Raw genomic sequence first — 25,638 nt, 5'->3', positions numbered from 1 at the left:
GGGGTCATGGGCTATGGTCAAATAAACGTTGTGACTCATTCCTTCGACATTGGCAGTGCACCTCATCAAGTTCCGGTAGGCCGGGGCAAGCTTTTTCTCATCGCTGGACCGTGTGTGATCGAGTCCGAGAGCCATGCGCGCAGGATGGCCGATGCGATTCAGCGCGTCACCTCCGACCTTAGCGTTCCTTACATCTTCAAGGCCAGCTACGATAAGGCCAATCGCACCTCGATCAAGAGCTTTCGCGGCCCCGGACTGGTGGAGGGCTGCCGCATTCTTCGCGCAGTCGGCGAAAGCACGGGTCTTCCTGTATTGACCGATGTTCATACCGCGGTTGACTGCGACGCCGTTGCCGAAGCCGTGGATGTGCTGCAGATTCCCGCGTTTCTCTGCCGACAGACAGATCTGCTGATCGCTGCAGCCGAGGCAACGAAGAAGACTGGCGGTGCGATCAACGTGAAAAAGGGTCAGTTCGTTGCTCCGTGGGACATGCGGCATGCCGTGGAGAAGATTCGCGAGAGCGGAAACGATCGCGTCTCGCTGACGGAGCGCGGCGCGAGCTTCGGATACAACAACCTGGTGGTGGATATGCGCTCGCTGCCAGTGATGCGTGGGTTTGCCCCGGTGGTCTTCGATGGCACGCACTCGGTTCAGACACCCTCAGCGGGCAATGGTGTGAGCGGGGGACAGCCGGAGTTCATCCCTGTGCTGGCTCGTGCGGCGGTCGCTGCCGGAGTGGACGGCGTCTTTCTTGAGGTACATGACAATCCAGCGGAGGCGAAGTCGGATGGAGCCAATGCGCTTCACCTGAACCATTTGAAGGCTGTGCTGGAGCAGTTGCTGGCTGTGCACGCAGCCGTTCGCTAGAAGCATGTGTCCTGCCGGACGGGCTCCCTACGCGGGAAGCGGTCACTTCGTGACTTGTATACCTTGTCTGGGTGGGTTAAGGACGGAGGGCCTTCCGTTGGTCGGCATTTTTTGCTTCCGACCAGCGGGAGGACCTATGCTGCCGTGTCGTCAAGACCGGTAGACGCGTCACGAAGTGACCGCTTCCCGCGTAGGGAGCCCGTCCGGCAGGACATTAGCGCGTTAAAAAAAGCGGCCCCTCAGTGAGGGGCCAATCTGCCTTGGTTCTCTCTGGTTAGGAGAGGTTTTTGCGAGTGCGCTCTAGGTCGCTATCTCGGCAAACTTGCGGACGGTGCGGCTGTCTGCACCGTCCTGGGGGAGGGCTACTGATTCACCTCTTGCGGCGAGCTTACTCCCGCGTTGGAGGTCTTTGGCGTTGCTGTTGCGCTGGATGCCGAATCAGAACTCATCGACGCCAGACTGTTGTGGAGCAGCGTGACGCGAACACCATTCACGACTGCCTGCTCGCCATCTGCGAGCTTGGCAGTGTTCTTGCCAAGGCCAGTCTTGTAGATCCGGTAGACTGGAACCTGATGCTCGGTGACGAGATAGCGGACGACAGAGTCGGCCATCGCCTGTGAGGTCTGGACGCCAGCCTTGCTATATCCCTGCACCTCGATGATGTAGCCCTTCTCACCGGCGAGGGTGGTGGCCAAGTTGTCGAGGTCAGACTTACCTGTCGGTCCGAGAGCCGTGCGACCTGAGGCAAACTTCACCGAGGTGGAAGAGACGGTCTGGTATTGATCGAGATTTCCAACCGTGTTGCCGAGAGCGTCGGTACGGCTGCTTGCGCTGCCTGCGAGGGTCTGGGCAGAGTTGGCGCGATTTGCCGCATCTTGAGCGTGCTGGTCGGCGGTATTAGCCGCGCCCATTGCGTTCTTGATACCAGCTTGTGAGCGGGAGTCTACATCTTTGATGTCGTTGGCGTTTTTGGACTGAAGCTGGTCAAGCTCATTGACCTGACCCTTGATCGGCGCAGTCTGCCGGTTTACCCACTTCTTGCGGGCAAAGGGGTTCATATGACCCCAGAAGCCTTCCTTCGACTGATCGGCCAGGGGCTTGCCGGTAGCGTAGGTGGACTTGTCATCGGGATTCATTGCGCCCGAGGTGGAACTGCCTGCTGCGGAGTCCGGAGTCTGTGATGCTGGAGTGCTCGACTGGGCAAAGGCTGAGATACCTAACGCACTGCATAAGAGTAAAGCTGGGAGGCCGAAAGTATTTCCGGATTTCATCATTTGGTCTACTCTCCTTTTTCTAACTTTGCGCCTGTGTTGCAGACGTCAACATGCACATAGCTAGAGCAGGTGGCGTGCCAAACTACTTAACGTGTCAGCCAGTTGAAAATAAATGGCTTAGAGAAGTGGGGCAGCCTCAGCCCGCTGGGACATTACAACCGACTCACGCAAAATCTTCCGGCCAGGCGGGTAACTATTACCCGATGTCCCAGTGGGCAGCTATTTTGTGTCCACACTAATAATGTGAATCTCGGGCATTTGCGTGTTCCAGTTGGCTGGAATCGTCTCGAAGATAAGGCGAAAGTCCCGTTCCTCGCCCGGCTTCAGGGGAGCCGCGCTTATGGGCTGGGTATCGATATAGGGTTCACGCATCCGAACTACAGATAGCGGCAGTGTCTCTACCTGCGGGGGCATGGCCTCGTCGTTGCGGAAGATGACCTGTACGCTGATGCCTGAGACGGTCTGCCCCCCTGCGTTTTGGATATGGCCGTCAATAAAGGTCGATTTTCCTCCTGAGAGGCTGGTCGACTCGCTCATGGCAAGCTGCGAAAGGGGAAGCTCAGCGGCATAGGCGGCTAACGGCTGGATCGTATTGGGGGACGCCTGGGACTTGTGCCGCGTGGCAAAGACCAGGCCGAGGAGCACCACCAGCACGACCAACCCAGCTACCCCCCAGGCTGCGACCGGCACTCCGCCGCCCTCGGGCGGCTTGCTGGCGAACATCGCAGGCTGGCCGCTGCTGGTCTCGCTGCGTGGTGGGATCGGGGTACTTTGGGAGACAGATGGATCAACCGGGGGATCGAGAGGACGACGCTGTTCGCTCATAAGCGGAGATTTTATACCGCTGGAGGCGGCCAGCAGCGTGGGCTCCTGGCTTCACTGCCCCCAGTGGTTCTCAAAAAGAGAATCATCCAAGAGTCGGTCACAAAACTTTGACAAATTTTCACGTCAAGACCAGAACTTCCTGATGCATTCTCGCGTTAAGGAACATCTATAGGGTGTCGAGTAATGCACTTGCACGAGACTTTACCCAGCGGCATCTGAGACGCGACTTGAGGAGAGGCCAGGCATGAACGAGCAGATCGATCTTACGCAGCAGCTTCCCTTCTCACCGCTGGATTTGAACAAGGGCCTGCAGACAGCCGAGGGTGTTGTGGTTCCAATTGCGGCCGACCGCATGTATCAGTTCGCTGCACTGACGGCTGGCTTGTTTCTGCTATTTACGCTGCTCTAACCCTCGCCGGGCCTGCGTGGTACGGGCCTTTCCCTGTGTCCTGAAGCTGCGCCGCTCTTACTTGAAACAACAACACTAAGCGAAGCTGGCGCGCTTGACCTTCTGACGGAAGTCCTCGCCCTGCATCTCCACGACAACGCACATCTCCTGCAGGCGCGAGCGCATTCGTTCGCCGATCCTGTCGCCAAGGGTCTCCTCGCGCATTACGCCGCGTGGCCCGCTCTCTGTGCTCAGAGGACCTGCGTTGGCGTAGTTCGTGGTGATGATCGTGGTGCGGCGGTCGTTGTAGCGAGTGTTCAGAATGTGTGCGACCGTGTCCCAAACCCAGTCTGTGGGTTTGGAGGCGCCGAGTTCGTCCAGCACCAGCACCTCAGCGTCAAAGACGGGCGCCAGCACCTCAAGTTCTGTCGCAGAGACCTTGTTGTTGTAGCTGTTCTGCACCTGCTTCAACAGGTCGCGGTAGTCGAAGAAGAGGCCGGTCGCGCCACGTTCGGCTACCAGCGCCTGCAGTATCCCCACTGCCAGATGCGTCTTGCCTACGCCAATTGACCCGGTGAGCAACAGCCCGGTTCCAACAGTCTCCAGAGGGTAGCCGTCGACAAACTTCCGTGCGCGAAGATGGGCCAGGCTGAGCGACCGATTCGAAGAGGGAAAGTTCGTCTCGTAACTCTCGAGCGAGCAGTGTTCATAGCGCTTGGGGATGTGGGCGCGACCCAGCATCCGTTCAGCGCGCCGCTGTAACCGGCAGACGCAGTCTTTGACGAACTGCCTGCCATCCTCCTGCAGGACCAGCATTCCCGCCCCACCGCATATCGTGCAAACTTCGCTCATAGCCGTCCCTTCAGTATGGCAGCATCTGAATCCAATTGCCCCCTGTGCGAATCTGAGTTAAACTGAGGAAACTGCTTGAGCGCTCCGAAAAAGGCGCAAGCGGCGGCGCGACAGGCCCTTCGATGTGACGTGAACTCTTCCGTTGCAAGCGATCCGCGAGCCGGCAGGCATACCCCAAGATTGAGAAAAAGGATTCTGATCATGCCAAAAGAAGGTATTCACCCGAAGTACGACAACATCCACGTCAAGTGCGCCTGCGGGAACACGTTTGAGACCCGCTCCACGCACAAGGGCGACATCGTCGTCGAAATCTGCTCCGCCTGCCACCCGTTCTTCACCGGCAAGCAGAAGCTGATCGACACAGCAGGTCGCGTCGAGCGCTTCCGCCGCAAGTTCGCCAAGTCGGACGCCGGCAAGGCCGAGACCACCGCGAAGTAAGCGGACGCCTACATTCACCCAGGGGCCTCCGCACCACGCGGGGGCCTTTGTTTTGTCTGGATTGTCTACACTAGTCACGAACAAGGACCACGAGCACTGTTGCCATGAAGAAGCGATACACCCTCGAGCAGAAGCGCTGGGACGACCCAGCCGAACACGCGATGCCCGAGCACTCCCGCGTCCCTGCGAGCTTCACCATCGGCAACGTCAAGATTGCGCCTGCGACGGTTCTCGCTCCCATGGCCGGGGTGACCGACACGGTCTTTCGCCGTTTCATCAAAAACGCCAGCCAGTTTGCGACTCCCGCCGACGGATCTACTGGCTCCTCGGCCAACGTCGACAGCATGACTTCGAACCAGCAGTCAGGCTGCGGCCTCATCATGACGGAGTTCACCTCCGCCGACGGCCTCTCCCGCATGCGCGAGACCAAGCGCAAACGCTACCTGACTTATTACGACGACGAGCACCCGATCTCCGCTCAGCTCTTTGGTTCGAATCCCGTGACACTCGCCGACTCGGCACGCATCGTCGAGGACGCCGGCTTCGATCTTGTTGACCTGAACCTCGGCTGCCCGGCCAAGCGCGTGGTCGCCTGCAACGGCGGCTCCGGTCTGCTGCGCGATCTGCCGCTGATTGAGACGATCTTCAAGACCGTCCGCGCCGCCGTCTCCATTCCCTTCACCGTGAAGTTCCGCATGGGCTGGAACGATAAGCACATCGTCTGCGTCGAGCTGGCGAAGATGGCTGAGGACTGCGGCCTGAACGCAGTGGCCCTGCACGCCCGCACCCGCGAAGACGGCTACACCGGCCAGGCGAGGTGGGAGTACATCGCTGCCGTCAAGGACGCCGTGAAGATTCCGGTCATCGGAAACGGCGACATCCGCACCCCTGAGGACGCAGCCGCGATGGTCGACATGACCGGCTGCGACGCCGTGATGATCGGCCGCACTGCACCGTCGAATCCGTGGATCTTCCGCCAGATCGCGCAGTACACCGCGTCGAAAGAGGCCACCGGCGTGGGCACTTACGATCACCCCACAGACCAGGATCGCTATCGCATGATCCGCACCTACTTCCAGATGCTGGTCGACGAGATCGCCATCGAGGAGCGAGCCGAAGCAGCGCGCGCGGAGGCCATTACTGCGGCAGGCCAGGTCGCACGCGAGCAGCGCCACCGCGACTGCGTCGGGAAGATGAAGCAGTTCGCCAGCTGGTTCACGCACGGCGTTCCCGGCGGAGGCGCACTGCGCAAACAGATCTTTGAATCGAAGAACGGCGACGCAGTTCTCAGCGCGATTGAGAGTTTCTTCGCCACTCGCGTGACGGCCACCGAGAAGGAAGACGCCGTCGCAGAAGTCGACGAGACGATGCTCGCCTCAGCCGCTGCCTACTGCGACTGATCGACGACCATCCGTCAGACATTTCATCGCGTAACAGTCGCCAGAGAGTCAGACTCTGCCCTGCAGCACGTGCGTCGAATGTGATCCGGTGTCGGTATTTCGTTTGCGCCATACAGCCTTCACCTTTGCACGCCAACGCTCATCCAGCGCTACGAGTGTCCATTCGACCCGCGGCGAAAGATAGCGCAGAACGACCTCCGTCGCCGGATGAACTCGCAGCGCGGGAGCCACAAGATACAGGCGCGGAGGCTCGGTCGACAGCCGCAACCCACCGAAGTATCCATGTCGCTGAAACTCTCCAAGGCCCGTGGCGTTGTCGGGGTTCTGCAGATGATGCCACCGCACCCGCACCCAATAATCAAGCCCCTGCAGAGCAAGATGAAGATCTTCGTCGGCCTTCAACTCGATGACCGCCAGCCGTCCGTCATCGGTGACACCGAGCAGGTCGAGCATTCCGCGATCCGCTGCGGCGAACGCAGGCACCTGCGTGTAGACATGCTTCGGATCGAGGCGCGTATCGAGCGGCTCCACATCGCGCCGCAGCACGCTCTCGAGCCAGCGTTCGGGCTGCATGCGATAGAGCGGATCGCGCTTGTCGCCGCCGGCAATGCGCCGTGCAAACAAGCGCTCCACCAACTCCTGCAACTCGCTCTGGTTCTCTTCGGTCAGCGGAGTCTCATTGGCGCCGGCGCCGAACGTGATCTCCTGCGCACTGTTGAACGAGTTCCCTGCGTAGCCCATTCGCACCCGTGCAAACTCCAGACCATGCAGCAGAAACGCAAGCTCCGTGCCACTGCGAAGACGCTGCTCCACCACCTCGCGCATCGTCTCCGGCACCAGCGCCATCACGCGCTGCTTCGAGTCGGCGAATCGTTCGTGTGCGGCCTGCTCGTTGGGCGCATGCATCAGGCGTGTAGTTAGGTTGCCGTGGTCGGCGGCGTCGCGCTGCTCCAGCTCTTCGGAGCTTTGATCCAACTCCCACAGCTCCCACTGCGCGACCGCCGGGTTGAGCCAAGCCATCCGCGAGAGTGTTAGCATCGCCATTCCACGCGGCACGATCAGCTTCAACCCCTGATACAGCCTTCGCCCATCGCCGGACTCGCGGCAGTGTTGCAGCCACAGGATCCCCAGGGTCAGGATGCCATCGACGGTTGCCTGCGTCTCCTCTTCATTGACGGCGATCACGGCCCACACCTTCTGCCCCTGCAGAAGCGATCCCCGCGCATACGCAGGCCCAAAGCTCTTTTCCAGATCCATCGCCGTGCGAAGCCCATCCACCTTGAACTCAGGGAAACTGCGCAGCAAAACGCGCTCCAACACCTTCAGATAACGCACTCGCGTCGCCTCACGCGTAGACGGCGTGCGGCGATCACGATCGGTTACAAGTTCGAGAGTCTGTAGTTTGGTCTGTCCGAAGCGGTGCGTGCTCAGCCGCAGCACACCATTGCGCAGTACCGTACCGCTGACTCGCCGGACGAGATTGCGGTCCTCTCCCCACAGATGCAGCGTGCAACGGCCATGCTCGGTCGCGAGCTTGTACTTCGCCTCACGCATATCGAAGAGAGCCCTGCCATCCTCCAGCACCACGGCGCGAGGAGACTCAGCAAGAAAACTTTCGAGGGCGGCGGATATCTGTTCCACCGTCTGTACGGGCTCCGCGGAGGAGGCTCTTGGCGGCATAGCCGAACGTTAGCACATCTGCGAGCTTGAAAAGTTTTCGCGATCTACAACGAAAGCTTGAAGTGAAAGTCGGAGATGCGTAGCCCATGGCGGAAGTAGAACGCGTGCGCCTCGTGCCGGTGCGTTCCTGAGTCGAGCATGAAGGTGGTGCATCCCGCCTCTTTGGCCAGCGCAATCAGCCACGTCAGCATCGACTCGCCATGCCCCTTCGACCGCGCCGCCTCGTCCGTCACCAGATCATCCACATAGAGCGTCTTGCCGCTCCACAGCAGATTCTGCATGCGGAAGCCGGCGACCGACACGATCGCGCCGTCCGACTCAAGATAGGCGAGCTGATACCCCTCGGCCTGTTGGGTTTGAATGCGGCCAACGAACTCCTCAGCAGCTAACATGGGCCGAAGCTGGCGCATCACCGGGAAGCAGAGGTCAATCTCGCTTGGCATCGTAGCGATCTGAATGGTGGTCATACGCGGACTTCCGCTACCATCCTTCAGTCGCGCGCAGATGCGTGATGTGTGCCACATGATGGCGCGAGTGCCAGGCGTAAGTCAGCGCCGACAGCTCTACCGTGACCCGGCCATCCTGGGGATGGTTGTATCCACGCTGCCACTGCTGTTCGTTGAGTGACTGAAGGAGCATCACCCATCGCGCATGAAGTGCTTCCACCAACTCCAGGGACCACTCCACCGGCGCAGCCATGTCATGCAGCTTCGCCCAGGCGGCTTCATCGTAGGACTTGACCGCCGGCCAGTCCTCGGTCAGCGCAAGCTTCACCCGGACGAGGGCGTTCATATGACTGTCTGCGACGTGATGCACCACTTGGCGCAGCGTCCAGCCCCCTTCGCGATAGGGCGTGCTCAACTGTCCCGAGCTCAATCCGTCCACTGCATTACGCAGCTGTTCCGGCAGCTCTGCGAGGGTTGCAATCGCCCCGGTACGCTCGTCCGCAGAGATGGATGCGGGCGCTTCAAAGTCGCCTATAGGGTACCTCGGGTCGATATCTGTAAGCGCCATGGCCTCGCCTCCATACCTCTACCAGCAACTTAGCACACGAAATTGTGTAACCTACCATGAAGATTCAGTTGCGCATCTCAAAGCTTCCCCTTATGCGACTCTCAGCGTTTCACCCACTCCTCCTTCTTGTTTGCGTTATCAATAGTTATGCGCAGCAGCCCGTCGGTTCGGTTCTCACCATAGGCCCCTATATCGGCTTTGACAGCAATGACTACCCCGGCGATGAGGCTCTGCCTGCGCTGCGTCGACACTTCGCCTTCGTGGGTTACTGGCTTAACAATCCTCCGGGCGAAAGACAGAACGGCTGGATTGGCAAGCGCGAGACATTGGTGCGCAATGGCTTCGGCTTTCTCGTCCTGTTCAACGGTCGGCTGGAGGCGGAGATCAAGAAGGAGAAGCGCTCCGGAACATCGCCTGCCTCGCTGGGAACGAAGGACGCCACAGCCGCCGTCGTCGCAGCGCACCGTCAAAACTTCGCCGCCAACACCATTATCTTTTTGGATCAGGAGGAAGGCGGCCGCCTCACCGAAGACCAGTCTGCCTATCTTCTTGCATGGACAGAGGCAGTCGCCCACCTGGGCTATCTGCCCGGAGTCTATGGCAGCGGCCAGCCAGTCGGCGACGGCCCCGGCAAGACCATCACCACCATGCAGAATATTCGCGAGCAGGTGGCCGCACAGCATCTGCACCACATCGTGATCTGGGCCTACCAGGACGCCTGCCCGCCCGCCAACGGATGCAGCCTGAAGCCCCCTCCGCTCGACTCCAGCGGCACCCCGGACATAGCGGTGTGGCAGTACGCTCAGTCGCCGCGACGCAAGGAGATTACCGCGGCCTGCGGCAAAACCTACGCTACCGACGGCAACTGCTACGCTCCGGATCTGCCAAATTTCCCGTTGGACCTTAGTGTTTCAAGCTCCGCCGACCCGTCGCATGGGCGCTGAAACGAGCCCGAAAGCGAGCTGACCTTCGCGAAAAAGGGAGATAGACGAGCATACTCCAGCCGCACCTCCGAAAGGGCGTTATTTGCCGCGGCTCCCTTGGAAGCCTAGAATCAATCTAGATGACCATACCCGCACCTGACCACAAACGCTACTTCATCGAAAAACTTGGTCTCTCGGAACGCCTGATGGAACGCTGTCTGGGCGAGGCCCTCTCAGCCGGAGGCGAGTATGCGGACCTTTACTTTGAGTCGGTTACGTCCACCTCTCTGGGTATCGACGAGTCCCTGGTCAAGTCGGCGAGTCAGGGGATCAGCGTTGGTTGCGGCATCCGCGTCGTCTCGGGCGAGCGCACCGGCTACGCCTATACCGACGATCTTTCAAGCGAGCGCCTGCTCCGCGCAGCCCGAACCGCGGCCCTGATCGCCAGCGGCCCGGCCAAAGAGCTGATGAGCGGATTTCGCCAGACCGACACCCCCTCGCTCTACCCTGTCGCCGGAGCCACCAGCGATGCCGAGATCGCCGCAAAGCTAGCTCTGATCCAACGCGCCGACAAGGCCGCCCGCGCCTACGACTCCCGCATCACGCAGGTCCGCGCCGGCTTCAACGATGAACTTCGCCGCATCCTGGTCGCCGCCTCCGACGGCACCTTCGCCTCGGACACCCAGCCGCTTGCCCGCCTCAACGTCTTCGTCATTGCAAAGGACGGAGTAAACACAGCACGGGGCACCAGCGGCGGCGGCGGTCGCGTCACCATGGATTTCTTCGAAAGCGCCGGCGGCCCCGGAGGAACAGACAAATCCCCAGAGCATCACGCACGCGAGGCCGCACGAACCGCGATCCTCCAGCTCGGAGCCGTCGACGCCCCAGCAGGCGAGATGCCCGTAGTCCTCGGCCCCGGCTGGCCCGGCGTTCTACTGCATGAAGCCGTAGGTCACGGTCTCGAAGCCGACTTCAACCGCAAGAAGACCTCTGCCTTCGCCGGACTCATCGGCCAACAGGTGGCAAGCCCCAAGGTCACCGTCGTCGACAACGGACTGATGCCCGGCCGCCGCGGCTCCATCAACATGGATGATGAAGGAAACCCGACGCAGGAGACCACGCTGATCGAAAACGGCATCCTCAAAGGCTTCCTCTCCGACAAACTCAACTCCCGCCTGATGGGCATGCCCAACACCGGCAGCGGACGCCGCGAGAGCTATCACCACATCCCCATGCCGCGCATGACTAACACCTATATGTTGAATGGGGAAGACATGCCCGAGGACATCATTAAGAGCGTCAAGCGCGGACTCTACGCGGTGAACTTCGGTGGTGGACAGGTCGACATTACCAACGGCAAGTTCGTCTTCTCGGCCAGCGAAGCGTACCTGATCGAGGACGGCAAAGTAACTCGGCCCGTGAAGGGTGCAACGCTGATCGGCAACGGCCCTGAAGCATTGAAGTATGTGTCGATGGTCGGCAACGATCTGGCACTCGACGAAGGCATCGGCACCTGCGGCAAGGCGGGGCAAAGTGTGCCGGTCGGCGTAGGCATGCCCACAGTAAAGCTCGACCGCATGACGGTCGGGGGAACGGGACAATAATGGCTGTCGAACGCGAAAAGATCTACGAGTGCGAAGTAAAACGCCGGCGCGTAAAAACCGGCGGAGGCTACGAGCCTTTCTGGAAGGTCAAGCCAGTGGCCGACGCGCTCGTCGACAACGACACCGAGTTTCGCTGCAAAGATTGCTTCGGCGAGGTGAAGCTGCTCGGCCGCAACGGCAAGACCGGCACTGTACCGTACGTCGAGCATAAGTCCCCGGCAGACTCCGAGTACTGCGCCAACGGAATGCTCTTCAAGAAAGCCACCGACGGCCGCGAGCCCAGACCTTCGCAGCACCCCGTCGAGTAGCCGACTGCTTCGTTGCACCAACTTTTCCCAGGGCTCTGTGCGCACGACACCTGAAAGTACGACCAAACGTACGAACTAACCGCACCGAATCTCGAGGTATCCCCATGGCAGTCGAACGTGAAAAGTTTTATGAGTGTGAAGTGAAGCGTCGCCGCGTCAGAGCAGCAGGTGGTTACGAGTCGTTCTGGAAGGTCAAGCCGATCACAGTCGCACTCGAAGACAACGACACGGAGTTCCGCTGCATGAGCTGCGGTGGCGCAGTGAAGGTCTTCAAACGCCGCTCCGAAGACGGCCCCGCTACGCACATCGAGCACAAGCTGAAGACCGACTCCGAGTACTGCGCAGCCGGCATGTACTTCCTCAAAGCCACCGACGGCCGTCAGGCACGCCCCTCAGCTTCCCCTGTTCGCTGAGTGATAGCTCCAGCCGGGGCGATCGTTCCTGGCTATGCCCTTGGAATGACGCCAAGCTGCTGCATCATCATCAAGTTATCCATCAGGATTCGACTGTCTGTCATCTTGCCCCCGACCAGGCGGTCGATGACGACACCTTTGACGTTGACGCTCCTGCCCGTTGCAGGAACACCGAGAAATGTTCCTCGATGGGTGCCTGTCCACGTAAAGCGAGTGACAACCTTATCTCCACTAGCCACTGTCTCATCCGCAACCCAGTGAATGTCCGGGAATGCAGCGCGCAGCATCCCGATGACCTCTTTCAAACCCTCTCGTCCCTGCCGCTGACCCGGAAGAGGATCAAACTCGACAAAGTCAACCGCAACAATTTCGTCGGCCTGCTCCAGCCGCCCTTGATTGATGACCTCTTCCAAAAACCTGGCGATGACTGCGACGTTCCCAGATGCACTTCCGAACTCTGACACTCGCATCTCCTGATTCAGCCGGTGTGAAATAACATCGAGCATCATATCAGCCACTCTCCGCCCACTAGATACACCTGTTGCATCCGTCAGAAAAGTCAGCTCAAACCAATTATCCTTAAGAGACCATGCCAACCCAGACGACCGCGAACCTCCGCCAGCTTGCCTCCGATGTCCTCAGCCATGCCCTCAAGGCAGGAGCCACCGATGCTGAGGCTGTCGTCTACGAAGGCGATGAGTTCTCCGCGTTGGTGAGGTTAGGACAAGTCGAAACCCTGAAAGAGTCAGGCTCGCGAGCAGTCGGTCTGCGCGTCTTCCTCGCCTCAGGGAAAGCCCAGCGCACAGCGAGCACTTCCTCTTCAGATTTTTCGAATGACAGCATCGCGCGCCTCGTCGAGGGAGCCATCACGCTCGCGAAGATCACCAGCGAAGATCCCTTCGCCGGCCTGCCCGAAGCACACGAGTTCGGCCAGATCGAAGAGGATCAGCACCTCTTCTTCGATGACGTTAACGAGATGCCGCCTGCCGAGCGCATCGAGATCGCCCGACGCACCGAGGCCGCAGCCCTGGCCTACGACACTCGCATCCAGAACTCCGGTGGTGGTGACTTCGACACCTCCACCTCGCACAAGATCCTGATGAACTCCCGCGGCTTCACCGGCGAGTACCGCCGCAGCTACTGCGGGTTCTCCGCCGCGCCCATCGCCCACGACGAGAAGGGCAACATGCAACGCAACTACTGGTTCTCGAACTCGCGCACCGTGAAGAAACTCGAGAACCCCGAAGAGATCGGCCAGGAAGCCGCACGCCGCACCCTCAAGCGGCTCGGCGCACGCCAGGTCAAGACGCAAAAAGCTCCAGTCGTCTTCTCACCCGAGATCGCACGTTCCATCATCGGCAACATCTTCGACGCGGCCAATGGCGACGCCATCTACCGCAACGCCTCCTTCTTCAGCGGCATGCTAGGCGAGCAGGTCGCCGGCGAAAACATCACCGTCATCGACGATGGCACCATCATTCACCGTTTCGATGATGGAGCAGGCATCGGCGGCTTCGGCACCCGCCCCTTCGACGGCGAAGGCCTGCCCACGCGCCGCACCGTGCTGGTCGAACGCGGCATCCTCAAGAACTACGTCTCGAACACCTACACCGCGCGCAAGCTCAACATGAAGTCCACCGGCAACGCCTCCCGCGGACTCGCCGGCAACCCCGGCATCGGCGCAGGCAACTTCTTTCTCGAAGCCGGCACGCTAACTCCCGAGCAGATCATCGGCGACATCAAATCCGGCCTCTACGTCACCGAGACGATGGGCTTCGGCGTCAACCTCGTCACCGGCGATTACTCGCAAGGCGCTAGCGGCCTCTGGATCGAGAACGGCGAACTCGCCTACCCGGTCGAAGAGATCACCATCGCCGGCAACCTGAAAGACATGTACAAAAACATCGTCGCCATCGGCAACGACCTCATCTTCCGCGGAGCCAGCGCCGCCCCCACCATGCGCATCGAAGGCATGACCATCGCCGGCGCGTAAGTTGTAGCGCATCTTCAGATAAAGCAAGACTACAATTCACGTTGTGGCAACCAGCTTCCATTTCGATCACGTTCTAGACTTCACCCCGGGCCAAGCAGACGAGATCCTCCGCACCATCCCCGCCCTCCCCGGGGTCTTCGCGCTCTTCGGCGCCCGCAAAGAAGACGCACCCTACCTCACCCAGACCGCCGACCTCCGCCGTCGCATGCGGCGTCTGCTCGATCCACCCGAGTCGCAATCCAAGCGCCTCAACCTCCGCGAAAAAGTAGCGCGCATCGAGTACTGCGTCACCGGCTCCGCCTTCGAGTCCTCCCTCGTCCTCTATCAAGCAACAGCAGCACACTTCGGATATACTGAGGCACGCCGCCGCCTCAAGCTCCACACTCCTTACTTCCTTCGCATGACCATGGAGAACGCCTTCCCCCGCGTCTACTCCACCAACAAGCTCTCCAAGCGCGGCCTCGCCCAGATGTACGGCCCCTTCCCCTCGCGCCTCGCCGCCGAGCGCTACTGCGACGCCGTCCTCGACCTCTTCAAACTCCGCCGCTGCTACGAAGACCTCGCACCCTATCCCGACCACCCCGGCTGCGTCTACGGTGAGATGAACAAGTGCATCGAACCCTGCAAACAAGCCTGCACGCCCGAAGAGTACGCCACCGAAGCCGAGGCCGTAAAAAAATTCTTCGACACCCGCGGCGAGAGCATGATCATCGCCATCGGCCTCGAGCGCGAAGTGGCCTCCTCCGCGATGCAGTTCGAAAAGGCCGCCGCCCTCCACGCGCAATGGCAGAAAGTAAAAGCCGCGCAGGCCCTCGCCGACTGGATCGTGCGCCCCATCCCGAAGCTGAAGGCCATCATCGTCCAGACAGCCGCGCAGGAGAAGGAGCACGCGGAACAAGCCGCCCTGTTCCTGCTCAACGGAGGCTGCATCATCGGCCCCGAGCGCCTCTCCACCCTTGGCGTGCGTGCCGTACGCGAGCAGACCAGCGTCGGCAGCTCCCTCTTCGCGCAGCCGCTGATGCTGCACGCCATCCCGCTCGAAGGCGCGGCAACCGACACCCCCGGCACCTCCGACTCTCCCGAAGCCCGTGCCACACACGTCCTCTCTCTCCTCGAAGCCCGAGCTGAGCCGTCCAGCGATCTCGCGCTCCTCAGCGACCATCTCTCCCTGCTGCGCCGCTGGTACTATCGCCCCGAAAAGCAACGCAACGGCGAGATCTTCTTCCCCAACGAAGACGGGGGCGACAAGGGCGCGTGGCCCATCCGCAAGATCCTGCGCGGCGCGGCCCGCATGGTCCTCGGCGATCCCAAACCCATGGCCGAAACCCAGCGCGACGCCGCAAAGGAAGCCGCAAAAGGAATCAAGACAAAGATCCTCCACGAAGGCCGGCCAGACGTCGAAAGGGTCGTTCCTGTTTTGCCGAAGAATCGCTAAGGTCAGCTGGGAGAGCGATCTTCTCAGCGCCGCATGAGCCGCATGACAAGCTCGCCTGGGCATAAGACGTGACCAGTGTGCAAAAATGCTCCGGTAGGGTTATTGTCTCAATGTATTCATTCCTGCCCCATGGAGCTGCCCGATGCCTGAAGATGTAGCCCCCGCAGTCCCCGTCAAGCCATTAACCTATGAGATTAAACGTGAAGGTGAAACTGCCGTTGTGACGTGCCACGGCCGTCTAGTGGCCGGTCTCACGGACGTTTTTTACCAGGAGTTGAAGGAGGTTGCCGCCAGCAGCAAAGTGCTGGTGCTCGATCTCGGAGACCTGACCTATGTGGACAGCATGGGCCTGGGAACGATCGTCCGGCTGTATGCACACGCGAAGGGCGCAGGGTGCGAGTTCCAGCTCCTGCACCTCGGCAAGCAGTTGCGGAATCTGTTGAAGATGACCAACCTGTTGTCGACGTTCGCCTCTGCAGAAGATCATGGAATCACAGTCGCCTGAGCGCTCATTGCAAGGTTGTCACGACGCCGTGCAGCTAAACTGATCGACGATGCCTATACTCACTCGCCGAAGCTTCGTGGCAAACGGCTCCCTGGCCGCATGTGCCTTCCGAACCCGCAATCTTTTCGCATCGACTACCGCAGCGCCGACCATCGTCCGCACGCCCAGCGGAGCCTTGCGCGGCGAGAGCAGCGCGGGAGTCCGCGTCTTCCGTGGCGTTCCCTTTGCCGAGCCGCCCGTCGGGCCGCTGCGTTTTCTCCCCCCACAAAAAGTGACCCCGTGGAAGGGCGAGCGGGAGGCAACGCAGTTCCCCGCCGCGCCCATGCAGCATAAACAGCTCGACGTACCGCACAGCGAAGACTGCCTCTTCCTGAACCTCTGGGCTCCCGAAGGCAGCGGCCCATTCCCCGTCTTCGTCTGGATCCACGGAGGAGGCTTCACCGACGGCCACGCCTTCGAGTCCATGTACGACGGTACCGACTTTGCCCGTGAAGGCATCATCAGCATCTCGGTCGAGTATCGTCTTGGCGTCTTCGGCTTCCTGGACTACGAACCTCTCCTCGGTGAGCAATACGCAGGCTCCGCGAACAATGCGCTGCGTGATCTGATGACTGCGTTGTCGTGGATACAGAAAAACATCAGTGCCTTCGGCGGCGATCCCGCCCGCGTAACCATCGGTGGGGAATCTGCCGGCGCCAAGCTGATCGGCACCCTGATGGGCATTCCCACGGCTCAGTCGCTCTTCCACCAGATGATCTCCGAGAGCGGCGGAGCCGAACGTATCTGGGATCATGCCGCAAGCGCAGCCGTCGCAAAGGGCTTCGGCGACATCTGGCAGAAGCAGTCAGGCAGCGACCTCGCAAGCCTGAAGACAGCCGCAGGAGCAGCCCTCATCCAGGCCCAGCAAGAGTTCATGGAGACCTGGCCGCATCACTTCCCACTGCGTGCCGAACTCGACGGAACCCTCATCCCACGTCTTCCCGTAGAGACGATCGCCGACGGCTCAACCCGAGGCAAGAGACTGCTGATCGGGACCAACCGCGAAGAGAGCGCCATCTTCCTCGGGCCGCATCCGGCCAAAGATGCGACGGCGATTCAACTCGGCAACATGAGTGTCACGAAGTTCGATGCCGTCTATCAAAAGTACAAGCAGATCTATCCACAACTCAGCGTCGAGCAGCGCCGCATTCGTGCCGTCACAGCAGAAGAGTATTGGATCCCCTCCCTCCGTGTCGCAGAGGCGCATCTCAAAGGCGGCGGCAGCGCGTATGTCTACGAGCTGGAGTTCCAGGAGACCAGCGGCCGACTCAAAGACAACGCCTATCACTCACTCGACGTCGGCATGGTCTGGAATCATCCTCACGAGCACGTTGCGGATGCCGCAGCCGAAGCCGCCCTCGGCAAGCAGATGCACGCTGCCTGGGCCGCCTTTATCCGCGGCGAAGCTCCAGCAGCGCCTGGGCTTCCCGCATGGCCGCTCTATGACGAACAAAGCCGCTCAACCATGATCTTTGGAGAGAAGGCCAGCGCCGAAAGCCGCGTAGAACAAGCCCCGCAAGACGCCGAACTCAGGTTATGGAACGAAACTCTATAAAATTTATTCACTGGTCCCGAGCAGAAAGGACGCTACCTCATGGGAGTCCAAGAAACTTGAACGGCTTGCTGACCACAAAATCCTTCACAGCATTCCCCGCATAGACATGGCTCTGGTTCTTTCCCAGGTCGAGCTTCTTCACCTTCCCGGTCTCAGCGGAGAAATCGATATCCTTGAAGTTCACCCAGAAGGTATTTGGTGTCACCGCGGACTCGAAGAAGTAAATCATCCTCTTCTGATCGGCCACCGTTCTCCATCGCGTCGACGAGATATTCGGTTGATCCGGTGTCGTAAGACCATAAGGCACCGAGACATTGCGGATCACGCTGAAGACGCTGGCAACCGTAATATCCGCACTCTCTCCCTGTGGAATTGCATTGATGTAGAAAGAAGCTCGCGCAAACCTGTCCGCCGCACGATTAGTCCCCGGTAGCATCACCGTTCCACCAATACCCTTCCAGTAGGTATCCAGCGCCAACTGCTGTTCGAATGCGGGTGAGTTCGTCATCACCTGATACTTGCGGTCATGGTGAATCGTCTGCTTCCCATCGATGTACTCCACAATCGCGCTATCGCCTGTCGCGTCCGACATCGATAGGTGCACGGTTGCGAGCCTCCTCTCTCCCGGCACATTCGCAGTGACCAGCGTAAACGGCTCCTGCTCCAGAGCGTCCACCGCCTCTGCCACCGTAGAGAAGTTATCCAGCACCCACTGCGCCCACAAAGAGATCGCCATCCCTGGCTTCCCTGCAACCGGCTTCGGATACTCCGACTCCACCAGCCACAGCAGATTCGTCACCATCCCCTTCTCATTCATCCCATCGGTCGTCGAGACGTCATATCCCGTAGCCACCACGCTTCCGTACTTCGACCTCCACTTCAGCGACTCCGCTCCCACCTCCCCGTTCCGCTCCATCCCATGGGGGAGGATATAAAGATCCGTGCCTATATCTACCTGCCAATCCATTGAGCGAGAGGTAATCACCTCGCCGTCCGGTCCCAGGTAGACAGCCCGCGTACACGCCCAAGCACGCAAGTCTGTCTCAGGGGAAAGAGCGACGGTCAGGAGAAGAACGAAAGAGCACAGCCAACGAGCCATCCTCAACATAGGAACCTCCAGTACGCAAAATGATTCGGCGGGAGTCACAATAAACCTCCGCATGCCAATCGCCAACGAAAAATACGTCATCTTGCGCTGATAAACTCTTCCGCAGGAGTTTATTCACGTGATTGAACTGGCAGCATCCATCCTCGCCGCAGACTTCGCCCACCTCGCCGATGAAGTCGCCCTCGTGGAGCAGGGCGGAGCCACCATCCTCCATGTCGACGTCATGGACGGCCACTTCGTCCCCAACATCACCTTCGGCCCGCCTGTCGTCAAAGCGCTCCGCCCCATCACCAGGCTCCCCCTCGACTGCCACATGATGGTCGAAGATCCCGACAACTTCATCGCCGACTTCGCCGAAGCAGGAGCGGATATGATGAGCGTCCACCAGGAGGTCTGCCGCCATCTCCACCGCACCCTCCAGCAGATCATCCATCACGGCATGTTGCCGGCCGTCGTCATTAACCCCGCAACTCCAGTCGACACACTGGTCGAAGTCCTTCCGATGCTGCACCATGTGCTGGTAATGAGCGTGAACCCCGGCTTCGGCGGACAGAAGTTCCTGCCGCTCGCGCTCGACAAGATCGCCCACCTCGCAGAGCTGCGCGAGGAGATGGGCCTCAACTTTCGTATCGAAGTAGACGGCGGCGTCGCTCACGATACCGTCGCCCAGGTCGTCGAAGCAGGAGCCGACATGCTCGTCGCCGGCTCAGCCATCTTCAGCCCCGGCAAGACCGTGCAGAACGCCGTGGAATTTCTCAAAATCGCCCGGGCCGCAGCCCCGGCACAAGTCGTGTAGGAACGATTAGAATAGAACACAGCCTGAGCGCCCAGTCGCGCGAGGCGGATGGGGTCTATACCGGATGACAAAGCGTTCTTTCTTTCCAACTCTTAAGGCCGGCACGCTGGCCGGAGTCGCAATCGCCAGCCTGATCTTCGGTTCGCTCGCAGCCCAGGCGCAGGTAACCGGCTCGTCCCAGACGACCACCGACGCCAACGGTCAGCAGCATGAGAGCGTCACCCTCTCCGCAACTCCCCCAGACAAGAAGGGTAAAGTCGTCCAGTCCAAGGACACAAAAAAAGAGTTCCGCAAAGAGAAGGCCATGAAGCCGGCCGAAAAGCCCGACGCCAAGCTTCCCGACAAAGTGCTCTACGATAAGGCCGTGGACGCCACCAAGCGCGGCCACTTCGACGTCGCCCGCCTCGATCTGCAGACCCTGCTCAACACCTATCCTGACTCCCAGTATCAGATGAAGGCCAAGCTTGCCATCGGCGACAGCTGGTACAAGGAAGGCGGCACCGCAGCTCTCACCCAAGCTGAGCAGGAGTACAAGGACTTCATCACCTTCTTCCCCAACGCCCCCGAGGCCGCCGAAGCCCAGATGCGCGTAGGCGACATCTACTTCCGCCAGATGGACAAGCCCGACCGCGACTACGCCAAGGCTACTCACGCCGAAGAAGAGTACCGCCTCATGCTGCAGCAGTTCCCCGAGTCGACCCTGGTGCCCCAGGCCAAGCAGAGACTGCGCGAGGTGCAGGAGGTCATGGCCACTCGCGAGGCCAACATCGCAGCCTTCTACGGCACGCACAACAACTACCCCGCGACCATCGCCCGATACCAGACCGTCGTCGACACCTATCCGCAGTACAGCCACATGGACGATGTTCTGGTCGGCCTCGGCGACGCCTATGAAGCAGAGGCCCGCTTCGTCCGCTCCATGAAGCTGCCCGAAGCAGGCAAGGCGCGCCTCGAAAAGATCTACGACGACCAGGCCATCTCTGCTTACAGCAGGGTTGTGCTCGAGCACTCGGCCTCGCCCCACGTCGAAGACGCCCGCGACCGCCTCGACGCCATGAACGTCAAAATTCCGCAACCCACGCCCGAGCAAGTTGCCGCCAGCGTCGCACTTGAAAACAGCCGCCGCCAGTATCGCTTGCAGGATCGTGCCCGCCTGCTCGTCCTCCACCAGCCGGACGTCGTCATGGCCGCGCGTGATGGAGAGCCGACCCTCGCCGACCCAACCCCCACCATCGCGCCTCACGTCGTAAACCAGATCAAGACGGACTTCAACGAATCGCTAAACCCCAACGCGCCGGCCACGGGGGGTGCTCTCACCGCGAAGCCCGCGACGACAACTGATGCTGCACCCGCCACAGCACCAGCCGGTCCTGCAGCCCCCGCCGCGCCTCTGACTCTCTCGGACGTTCCTGCCGCCGACGCCGGTGCCGCCAGCGGAGCATCCTCGACCACCAGCATCTCCGGCGCCACACCAACTCCGCCCGCCTCCTCCGGCAACGTTATCAACGGAGTCGAGATTCTCAACTCCGGCGCCTCCGGAACTACCGTTCCAGCCGATGGCGGCCTGAAGGCGGTTGGACCAACCAACTCCACGCCTCTCCCCGCGGTTGAAAAGGCTGCGGCTGCGCCCGATGCAGTGAACGACATCAAGCCCGGAACCCAGCCCGCCGCACAGACCGGCAACGCCAACGGAAAGAACAAGAAGCCTGACTTCGACAAGGGCGACGAGTCCGACAGCAAGCACAAGAAGAAGAAGGGCTTGAACAAGCTGAACCCCTTCTAACCTCTGCGAAAGCCACACGAAACAGAAAGAGGATGCACCTTCAGGGCTGCATCCTCTTCTTCGTCTGAAGCGAACCCGTTCAGGAACTCTGACTGACCGCAATACGCCGCCGCACCTGCGGCACGAACAAAGCCGAGAGAAGCAACAACACCAACACTCCCAGCAAAACCGAAAACAGCGGACTCAACGACAGCCGTGGGTGCGCGCTCACCTGCCCGTGCGCCAGCGGCACATGCGACAGATGTCCGCCCAGCACATACGCACTACCCCCAAACGACTCATCGCTCTCATATACCGCGTTGCCGCCCAGCACCGTCGTATCGCCGCCAATCCGCGCCTGCGAATCGACCACCGCGTTCCCCCCGATCACGGTCGCGCCCTTCCCCACCTGTCCGGTCACGTTCAGGCTGCCGAACAGCACGATCACCCGCCCCGTCACGTCACCCTCCACCTGCACCGAGCAGAAGACGCACATTGCATTGTGCACCAACTGGCCTGAGGCAACATAAACGTCTTCTCCGACATAAGCCCGGTTGCCCGGCGCCTGAGCGAGCGCGGTCGAGGCAAACAGAAGCGTAAAAACGAGGCTGCGGAGCGCAAAGTTCGGCAAAGTTCCCCCAGAGGATAACGGCGTGCAGAAGGTAGTACGCATACACCGCAAGCCAGGTTCCCAGATCTTCTACACTACCTCAGCCCGCAGCCGCCGCCTAGAACCCGCGCCCTCGCGGAGGAACCGGATATGGATACCGGTTACGCCGAACAATAGACACGATCAGCCAAATGAGACCGGCGAGTATCAAAAACGGTGCGAGTGGCAGCAGCAGCCAGAACCTACCCGGCAGAACCGTCTGCTGGCCATGAATCGACGCCCCATCGCCCAGCTTCAAGTCTCCCGCAGCAATCGCAACATCGCCGCCCACCGTCGCATCCTGACCCATCTCGAGATCGCCGCCTAGCGAAGCCACATCGCCCGAGATCGTCCTCCCCGAATCCACCACCACCGATCCCAAGAAGGTCGCGATATCTCCCTTCACCTCGCCATGCACGCGCACCGTGCAAAACGCGCAGGCGATATCCCCCGCCGTCTCTCCATCAGCAATCGTAATATCGCTTCCAACCCCGGCGCGATCCTGCGAAGAACGGGCGAAGGCGGGTGCACAGGCAACAGTCAACACAGCAAGAGCGAGGAGCAGTCTACGCATGAAGAACCTCGTGGGCTAGTGTACGTGGATGCATCTCTCAACGAACCGCATTCCTCAAGCTCGAGCCGGCCACCGCATACCAACGGTTAACGCCCGTGGATGCTACCCTTAAAACACCGATGAGCCAGGAACTTCCAAAAGCATACGATCCGTCCGTTATCGAACAGCGCTGGGCCGAGTACTGGGTCAAAGAACATCTGTTTGACGTTCCGACCCCCGAAACTACGCACGCCGCGCAAAAGAAGTTCACCATTCTTTTGCCGCCCCCCAACGTCACCGGCCGCCTGCACATGGGCCACATGCTCAACCAGGCGGAGATGGACATCCTCACCCGCTGGCATCGCATGCGCGGCGAAGCCGCCCTCTGGGTTCCCGGCACCGACCACGCCGGCATCGCCACCCAGATGATGGTCGAGCGCCAACTCGCTGCCGAAGGCACGTCCCGCAAGGACCTCGGCCGCAGCGCCTTCGTCGAAAAGGTCTGGGCCTGGCGCGAGCTCTACGGCGGAGCCATCCTCGACCAGATGAAGCGCCTCGGCGCCTCCGTCGACTGGTCCCGCGAGTACTTCACCATGGACGACCGCCTCAGCCCCGCCGTCAACGAGGCCTTCGTCCGCCTCTACGAGCAGGGCCTCATCTATCGCGGCGCCTACATCGTCAACTGGGACCCCAGCATCCAGACCGCCGTCTCCGACCTCGAGGTCGAGCACGAAGAGCGCGTCGGCAAGATCTACCACATCCGCTATCCCTTAGCCGATGGCCCTCTGCCCGATGGAACCGCCTCGATCGTCATCGCCACCACCCGCCCCGAGACCATGCTCGGCGACGTAGCCGTAGCCGTAAACCCCACCGACGAGCGCTACCTCGCCCTGCAAGGCAAATTAGTCCGCTTACCGCTAAGCGAGATCAATGGAAGTCCCGCGCGCGAGATCCCCATCCTCGCCGACGACTGGGCTAAGCCCGAGTTCGGCACCGGCGCAGTCAAAGTCACGCCTGCGCACGACGCCAACGACTTCGCCATCGGCCAGCGCCACAACCTGCCCAACCTCACCATCCTCGACGAGACCGCGCACGTCCTCCTACCCGGCTCGCCCTACCACGGCCTCGACCGCTACGCCGCGCGAGAGAAGATCGTCGCCGACCTCGAAGCCCTTGGCCTCCTCGTCGAGATCAAGGAGCACACCAACTCCATCGGCCTCTCCCAGCGCACCGGCGTCGTCATCGAGCCCCGCCTCTCCCAGCAGTGGTTCCTTGCCGTCAACAAAACCCCCACCACCGGCGGCGACAGCATCGCAGCGAAAGCAATCGCAGCCGTCGCCCAGGGCCACATCAAATTCACCCCCGAGATGTACACGAAAGTCTACGACGAGTGGATGAAGAACATCTACGACTGGTGCATCTCCCGCCAGCTCTGGTGGGGCCATCGCATTCCAGCGTGGTACTGCAAAGCCTGTTCTGCCATTACCGTGGCGCGAACGACGCCCACCCACTGCGCCACCTGCAACTCCCCCGACCTCACCCAGGAGACCGACGTCCTCGACACCTGGTTCTCCTCCGGCCTCCTCCCCTTCACCGTCTTCGGCTGGCCCAATCCAAACCCCGACACCGGCATGCCGGACCTCACGCCCGACCTCGCCACCTTCTACCCCACCGACCTCCTCGTCACCGGCTTCGACATCCTCTTCTTCTGGGTCGCCCGCATGATCATGCTCGGCACTCACTTCATGCTCGACGTCCCCATGCCCGATGGCTCACCGCGTTCGCTTGAGAACGCCGTCCCCTTCAAAGCCGTCTACATCCACGGCCTCGTCCGCGACGCCGACCGCCAGAAGATGTCCAAGACCAAGGGCAACGTCATCAACCCCATCGACATCATCGAGCGCTTCGGCACCGACGCCGTCCGCTTCACCCTCGCGTCAATGGCCTCCCCCGGCACCGACATCGCATTCAGCGAAGCCCGCACCGAAGGCTACCGCGCCTTCGCCAACAAGATCTGGAACGCCGCCCGCTTCCTCTTCATGAACATCGAACGCGCCAAAGAAGCCGGCATCATCATCGACCTCACCAAGCCAAAAATCACCGGGAATCCGGGTGCCCCATCCTTCGCGCAGTTTGCGAAGGGTGGGGTATCGAGCGAAGCGAGACCGTCCTCGCCGGATCTCCCACCCTCCGACTCTGGAACGTTGAACCTCCCCGACAACACCCCGCTCGAGACCCGCTGGATCTTCTCTCGTCTCAGCGTAGTCTCCGCCGAAGTAGCCCGCGCCCTCGACGACTACCGCTTCGACGAAGCCGCCAACGCCATCTACCAGTTCTTCTGGGGCGAGTTCTGCGACTGGTACCTCGAACTTGCGAAACTCCGTCTCAACTTCGGCGCTCCTTCCGAAGCTGTCACTCTGAACGAAACAAACAACTCTCAAGCTGTCATTCTGAGCGGAGCGAAGAATCCCGAAGAAGCCAACGCCACCCCCTCCGCCAAAGAGCTTTCGGCCGCAGAGACAAACCCCACCACCGCCCTCACCCTTGCCTCCCTCGTCACCGTCTTCGAGAGCGCCCTCCGCCTCCTCAGCCCCTTCATGCCCTTCCTCACCGAAGAGATCTGGCACGCCCTCTACGAAGGCAACCCACCAGCAAAATCCATCGCGCTCACCCGCTACCCGCAGGCCACCGACTTCCCCGCCGACCCCGTAGCCGAGAGCGCCATGAAGACGTTGCAGGACCTCATCGTCACCTTACGCGGCCTGCGCAAAGAACTCGGCGTCCCCGAAAAAGAAGCAACACCAATCACCATCCACGCAGGCAATCGTGTCCTCGCATTAGCCGATGCCAACGCCGACGTCCTCGCCAAGATGGCCCGCGTACAAACAGTCGAATTCGCCAGCGAACCACTCACCGGCTCGAACGCCCGCTCCACCGCCGACTTCGACGTAGCCATAACCTACGAACGCCAGATAGACGTCCCCGCAGAACGCGAACGACTCACCAAAGACCTCACCAAGTACGAAAAGGGCCTAGCCGCCGCTGACAAGCAGCTAAACAACGAAGCCTTCACAGCCAAAGCGCCCGCCCACATCATCGACGGCCTGCGCAAACAGTCCACCGAAACCCGCATCCTCTACGACAAAACCAAAGCCGCCTTAGACGCTCTCGGCGATTGACGGAGCAGGTCGATCACACCATCGAGCGATGGTCTCGCATAAGTTGATGGTCTAGAATCAACTCGTTCCCACGTCTCG

General features: G+C 60.7%; 25 protein-coding genes. 15 read left to right on the top strand and 10 right to left on the bottom strand.

Annotated features, from left to right (window positions below; all coding sequences use genetic code 11):
- The first annotated feature begins 6 nt into the window (after positions 1 to 6).
- Positions 7 to 867 carry a 3-deoxy-8-phosphooctulonate synthase gene (gene kdsA / locus RBB75_RS10675; RefSeq protein ID WP_434557130.1) on the top strand — a complete coding sequence of 287 codons (861 nt, stop codon included), beginning with the start codon at positions 7 to 9 and terminating at the stop codon, positions 865 to 867.
- Between the two features lie 362 nt (positions 868 to 1,229).
- Here kdsA and RBB75_RS10670 read toward each other — a convergent pair whose 3' ends face one another.
- Positions 1,230 to 2,141 (bottom strand): OmpA family protein, encoded by a 912-nt coding sequence (locus RBB75_RS10670; RefSeq protein ID WP_179636572.1) that lies wholly within the window; start codon positions 2,139 to 2,141, stop codon positions 1,230 to 1,232.
- A 219-nt stretch (positions 2,142 to 2,360) separates the two neighbouring features.
- Positions 2,361 to 2,966, bottom strand: coding sequence for a DUF2393 domain-containing protein (locus tag RBB75_RS10665; RefSeq protein ID WP_257030817.1), 606 nt, complete (start codon positions 2,964 to 2,966; stop codon positions 2,361 to 2,363).
- A 244-nt stretch (positions 2,967 to 3,210) separates the two neighbouring features.
- Between RBB75_RS10665 and RBB75_RS10660 the strand changes: the two genes are divergently transcribed.
- Positions 3,211 to 3,375: a hypothetical protein gene (locus RBB75_RS10660; protein WP_179636571.1), complete on the top strand. Its 165-nt coding sequence runs from the start codon at positions 3,211 to 3,213 to the stop codon at positions 3,373 to 3,375.
- A gap of 75 nt (positions 3,376 to 3,450) precedes the next feature.
- On the opposite strand, the gene RBB75_RS10655 is transcribed toward RBB75_RS10660, so the two are convergent.
- Positions 3,451 to 4,206 (bottom strand): ATP-binding protein, encoded by a 756-nt coding sequence (locus RBB75_RS10655; protein WP_353068075.1) that lies wholly within the window; start codon positions 4,204 to 4,206, stop codon positions 3,451 to 3,453.
- Between the two features lie 201 nt (positions 4,207 to 4,407).
- On the opposite strand from RBB75_RS10655, the gene rpmE reads away from it, so the two are divergent.
- Complete coding sequence (gene rpmE / locus RBB75_RS10650) at positions 4,408 to 4,644, top strand: 50S ribosomal protein L31 (protein ID WP_353068074.1); 237 nt, start codon at positions 4,408 to 4,410, stop codon at positions 4,642 to 4,644.
- A gap of 104 nt (positions 4,645 to 4,748) precedes the next feature.
- Complete coding sequence (locus tag RBB75_RS10645) at positions 4,749 to 6,044, top strand: tRNA dihydrouridine synthase (RefSeq protein WP_353068073.1); 1,296 nt, start codon at positions 4,749 to 4,751, stop codon at positions 6,042 to 6,044.
- 48 nt (positions 6,045 to 6,092) lie between these two features.
- On the opposite strand, the gene RBB75_RS10640 is transcribed toward RBB75_RS10645, so the two are convergent.
- The 3 genes from RBB75_RS10640 to RBB75_RS10630 are packed head-to-tail and all read right to left on the bottom strand — an operon-like array spanning position 6,093 to position 8,738.
- The gene (locus RBB75_RS10640; protein WP_353068072.1) at positions 6,093 to 7,724 is read right to left on the bottom strand and encodes a hypothetical protein; all 1,632 of its coding nucleotides are present in this window, start codon (positions 7,722 to 7,724) and stop codon (positions 6,093 to 6,095) included.
- A gap of 44 nt (positions 7,725 to 7,768) precedes the next feature.
- Positions 7,769 to 8,191 (bottom strand): GNAT family N-acetyltransferase, encoded by a 423-nt coding sequence (locus RBB75_RS10635; protein WP_179636567.1) that lies wholly within the window; start codon positions 8,189 to 8,191, stop codon positions 7,769 to 7,771.
- A gap of 13 nt (positions 8,192 to 8,204) precedes the next feature.
- Positions 8,205 to 8,738: a YfiT family bacillithiol transferase gene (locus RBB75_RS10630; protein WP_179636566.1), complete on the bottom strand. Its 534-nt coding sequence runs from the start codon at positions 8,736 to 8,738 to the stop codon at positions 8,205 to 8,207.
- 56 nt (positions 8,739 to 8,794) lie between these two features.
- Here RBB75_RS10630 and RBB75_RS10625 point away from each other — a divergent pair, with 56 nt between their 5' ends.
- The 4 genes from RBB75_RS10625 (at position 8,795) to RBB75_RS10610 (ending at position 11,986) form a co-directional block, all read left to right on the top strand.
- Positions 8,795 to 9,682: a glycoside hydrolase domain-containing protein gene (locus RBB75_RS10625; protein WP_353068071.1), complete on the top strand. Its 888-nt coding sequence runs from the start codon at positions 8,795 to 8,797 to the stop codon at positions 9,680 to 9,682.
- 119 nt (positions 9,683 to 9,801) lie between these two features.
- Positions 9,802 to 11,265 (top strand): metalloprotease TldD, encoded by a 1,464-nt coding sequence (gene tldD, locus RBB75_RS10620; protein ID WP_353068070.1) that lies wholly within the window; start codon positions 9,802 to 9,804, stop codon positions 11,263 to 11,265.
- Positions 11,265 to 11,573, top strand: a complete 309-nt coding sequence (locus tag RBB75_RS10615) for a hypothetical protein (protein WP_179636564.1) — start codon at positions 11,265 to 11,267, stop codon at positions 11,571 to 11,573. The genes tldD and RBB75_RS10615 overlap by 1 nt, the downstream gene beginning before the upstream one ends.
- Positions 11,574 to 11,677: 104 nt before the next feature.
- Positions 11,678 to 11,986, top strand: coding sequence for a hypothetical protein (locus RBB75_RS10610; RefSeq protein ID WP_179636563.1), 309 nt, complete (start codon positions 11,678 to 11,680; stop codon positions 11,984 to 11,986).
- A gap of 32 nt (positions 11,987 to 12,018) precedes the next feature.
- Here the strand turns inward: RBB75_RS10610 and RBB75_RS10605 are convergent, their stop codons facing one another.
- The gene (locus tag RBB75_RS10605) at positions 12,019 to 12,450 is read right to left on the bottom strand and encodes an ester cyclase (protein ID WP_353068069.1); all 432 of its coding nucleotides are present in this window, start codon (positions 12,448 to 12,450) and stop codon (positions 12,019 to 12,021) included.
- 125 nt (positions 12,451 to 12,575) lie between these two features.
- Between RBB75_RS10605 and RBB75_RS10600 the strand changes: the two genes are divergently transcribed.
- The 4 genes from RBB75_RS10600 (at position 12,576) to RBB75_RS10585 (ending at position 17,513) form a co-directional block, all read left to right on the top strand.
- On the top strand, positions 12,576 to 13,979 hold the full coding sequence (locus tag RBB75_RS10600) for a TldD/PmbA family protein (RefSeq protein WP_353068068.1): 1,404 nt from the start codon (positions 12,576 to 12,578) through the stop codon (positions 13,977 to 13,979).
- Between the two features lie 43 nt (positions 13,980 to 14,022).
- The gene (locus RBB75_RS10595) at positions 14,023 to 15,414 is read left to right on the top strand and encodes an excinuclease ABC subunit C (RefSeq protein ID WP_353068067.1); all 1,392 of its coding nucleotides are present in this window, start codon (positions 14,023 to 14,025) and stop codon (positions 15,412 to 15,414) included.
- 142 nt (positions 15,415 to 15,556) lie between these two features.
- Positions 15,557 to 15,919: an STAS domain-containing protein gene (locus tag RBB75_RS10590; RefSeq protein ID WP_179636559.1), complete on the top strand. Its 363-nt coding sequence runs from the start codon at positions 15,557 to 15,559 to the stop codon at positions 15,917 to 15,919.
- Positions 15,920 to 15,995: 76 nt separating this feature from the next.
- A complete protein-coding gene (locus RBB75_RS10585) occupies positions 15,996 to 17,513 on the top strand; it encodes a carboxylesterase/lipase family protein (RefSeq protein ID WP_353068066.1) in 1,518 nt (505 codons plus the stop codon).
- Positions 17,514 to 17,550: 37 nt separating this feature from the next.
- Here RBB75_RS10585 and RBB75_RS10580 read toward each other — a convergent pair whose 3' ends face one another.
- Entirely contained in the window at positions 17,551 to 18,702 is a 1,152-nt protein-coding gene (locus RBB75_RS10580) for a linear amide C-N hydrolase (RefSeq protein WP_353068065.1), read from the bottom strand.
- Positions 18,703 to 18,739: 37 nt separating this feature from the next.
- On the opposite strand from RBB75_RS10580, the gene rpe reads away from it, so the two are divergent.
- Both rpe and RBB75_RS10570 read left to right on the top strand, forming a co-directional pair.
- A complete protein-coding gene (gene rpe / locus RBB75_RS10575) occupies positions 18,740 to 19,417 on the top strand; it encodes a ribulose-phosphate 3-epimerase (protein WP_353068063.1) in 678 nt (225 codons plus the stop codon).
- A gap of 64 nt (positions 19,418 to 19,481) precedes the next feature.
- Positions 19,482 to 21,200: an outer membrane protein assembly factor BamD gene (locus tag RBB75_RS10570; protein WP_353068062.1), complete on the top strand. Its 1,719-nt coding sequence runs from the start codon at positions 19,482 to 19,484 to the stop codon at positions 21,198 to 21,200.
- Between the two features lie 79 nt (positions 21,201 to 21,279).
- On the opposite strand, the gene RBB75_RS10565 is transcribed toward RBB75_RS10570, so the two are convergent.
- On the bottom strand, positions 21,280 to 21,810 hold the full coding sequence (locus RBB75_RS10565; RefSeq protein WP_353068061.1) for a hypothetical protein: 531 nt from the start codon (positions 21,808 to 21,810) through the stop codon (positions 21,280 to 21,282).
- 97 nt (positions 21,811 to 21,907) lie between these two features.
- On the bottom strand, positions 21,908 to 22,402 hold the full coding sequence (locus RBB75_RS10560; protein WP_353068060.1) for a polymer-forming cytoskeletal protein: 495 nt from the start codon (positions 22,400 to 22,402) through the stop codon (positions 21,908 to 21,910).
- A 119-nt stretch (positions 22,403 to 22,521) separates the two neighbouring features.
- Between RBB75_RS10560 and RBB75_RS10555 the strand changes: the two genes are divergently transcribed.
- A complete protein-coding gene (locus tag RBB75_RS10555) occupies positions 22,522 to 25,560 on the top strand; it encodes a valine--tRNA ligase (protein WP_353068059.1) in 3,039 nt (1,012 codons plus the stop codon).
- Positions 25,561 to 25,638: the final 78 nt, after the last annotated feature.

Origin of the sequence: Tunturibacter empetritectus (assembly GCF_040358985.1) — a bacterium.
Classification (GTDB): Bacteria; Acidobacteriota; Terriglobia; order Terriglobales; family Acidobacteriaceae; genus Edaphobacter; species Edaphobacter empetritectus.
This window is presented reverse-complemented; position numbering and strand designations above follow the sequence as displayed.

Excerpts from the sequence above, each read along its gene's own strand:
- RBB75_RS10665 (WP_257030817.1), bottom strand. The coding sequence starts at position 2,966 with ATGAGCGAACAGCGTCGTCCTCTCGATCCCCCGGTTGATCCATCTGTC.
- RBB75_RS10560 (WP_353068060.1), bottom strand. The coding sequence starts at position 22,402 with ATGCGTAGACTGCTCCTCGCTCTTGCTGTGTTGACTGTTGCCTGTGCA.
- rpmE (WP_353068074.1), top strand. The coding sequence starts at position 4,408 with ATGCCAAAAGAAGGTATTCACCCGAAGTACGACAACATCCACGTCAAG.
- RBB75_RS10555 (WP_353068059.1), top strand. The coding sequence starts at position 22,522 with ATGAGCCAGGAACTTCCAAAAGCATACGATCCGTCCGTTATCGAACAG.
- tldD (WP_353068070.1), top strand. The coding sequence starts at position 9,802 with ATGACCATACCCGCACCTGACCACAAACGCTACTTCATCGAAAAACTT.
- RBB75_RS10600 (WP_353068068.1), top strand. The coding sequence starts at position 12,576 with ATGCCAACCCAGACGACCGCGAACCTCCGCCAGCTTGCCTCCGATGTC.
- RBB75_RS10635 (WP_179636567.1), bottom strand. The coding sequence starts at position 8,191 with ATGACCACCATTCAGATCGCTACGATGCCAAGCGAGATTGACCTCTGC.
- RBB75_RS10610 (WP_179636563.1), top strand. The coding sequence starts at position 11,678 with ATGGCAGTCGAACGTGAAAAGTTTTATGAGTGTGAAGTGAAGCGTCGC.
- RBB75_RS10640 (WP_353068072.1), bottom strand. The coding sequence starts at position 7,724 with ATGCCGCCAAGAGCCTCCTCCGCGGAGCCCGTACAGACGGTGGAACAG.
- RBB75_RS10615 (WP_179636564.1), top strand. The coding sequence starts at position 11,265 with ATGGCTGTCGAACGCGAAAAGATCTACGAGTGCGAAGTAAAACGCCGG.
- RBB75_RS10645 (WP_353068073.1), top strand. The coding sequence starts at position 4,749 with ATGAAGAAGCGATACACCCTCGAGCAGAAGCGCTGGGACGACCCAGCC.
- RBB75_RS10590 (WP_179636559.1), top strand. The coding sequence starts at position 15,557 with ATGCCTGAAGATGTAGCCCCCGCAGTCCCCGTCAAGCCATTAACCTAT.
- RBB75_RS10625 (WP_353068071.1), top strand. The coding sequence starts at position 8,795 with ATGAAGATTCAGTTGCGCATCTCAAAGCTTCCCCTTATGCGACTCTCA.
- RBB75_RS10655 (WP_353068075.1), bottom strand. The coding sequence starts at position 4,206 with ATGAGCGAAGTTTGCACGATATGCGGTGGGGCGGGAATGCTGGTCCTG.
- RBB75_RS10570 (WP_353068062.1), top strand. The coding sequence starts at position 19,482 with ATGACAAAGCGTTCTTTCTTTCCAACTCTTAAGGCCGGCACGCTGGCC.
- RBB75_RS10630 (WP_179636566.1), bottom strand. The coding sequence starts at position 8,738 with ATGGCGCTTACAGATATCGACCCGAGGTACCCTATAGGCGACTTTGAA.
- kdsA (WP_434557130.1), top strand. The coding sequence starts at position 7 with ATGGGCTATGGTCAAATAAACGTTGTGACTCATTCCTTCGACATTGGC.
- RBB75_RS10580 (WP_353068065.1), bottom strand. The coding sequence starts at position 18,702 with ATGACGTATTTTTCGTTGGCGATTGGCATGCGGAGGTTTATTGTGACT.
- RBB75_RS10660 (WP_179636571.1), top strand. The coding sequence starts at position 3,211 with ATGAACGAGCAGATCGATCTTACGCAGCAGCTTCCCTTCTCACCGCTG.
- RBB75_RS10670 (WP_179636572.1), bottom strand. The coding sequence starts at position 2,141 with ATGATGAAATCCGGAAATACTTTCGGCCTCCCAGCTTTACTCTTATGC.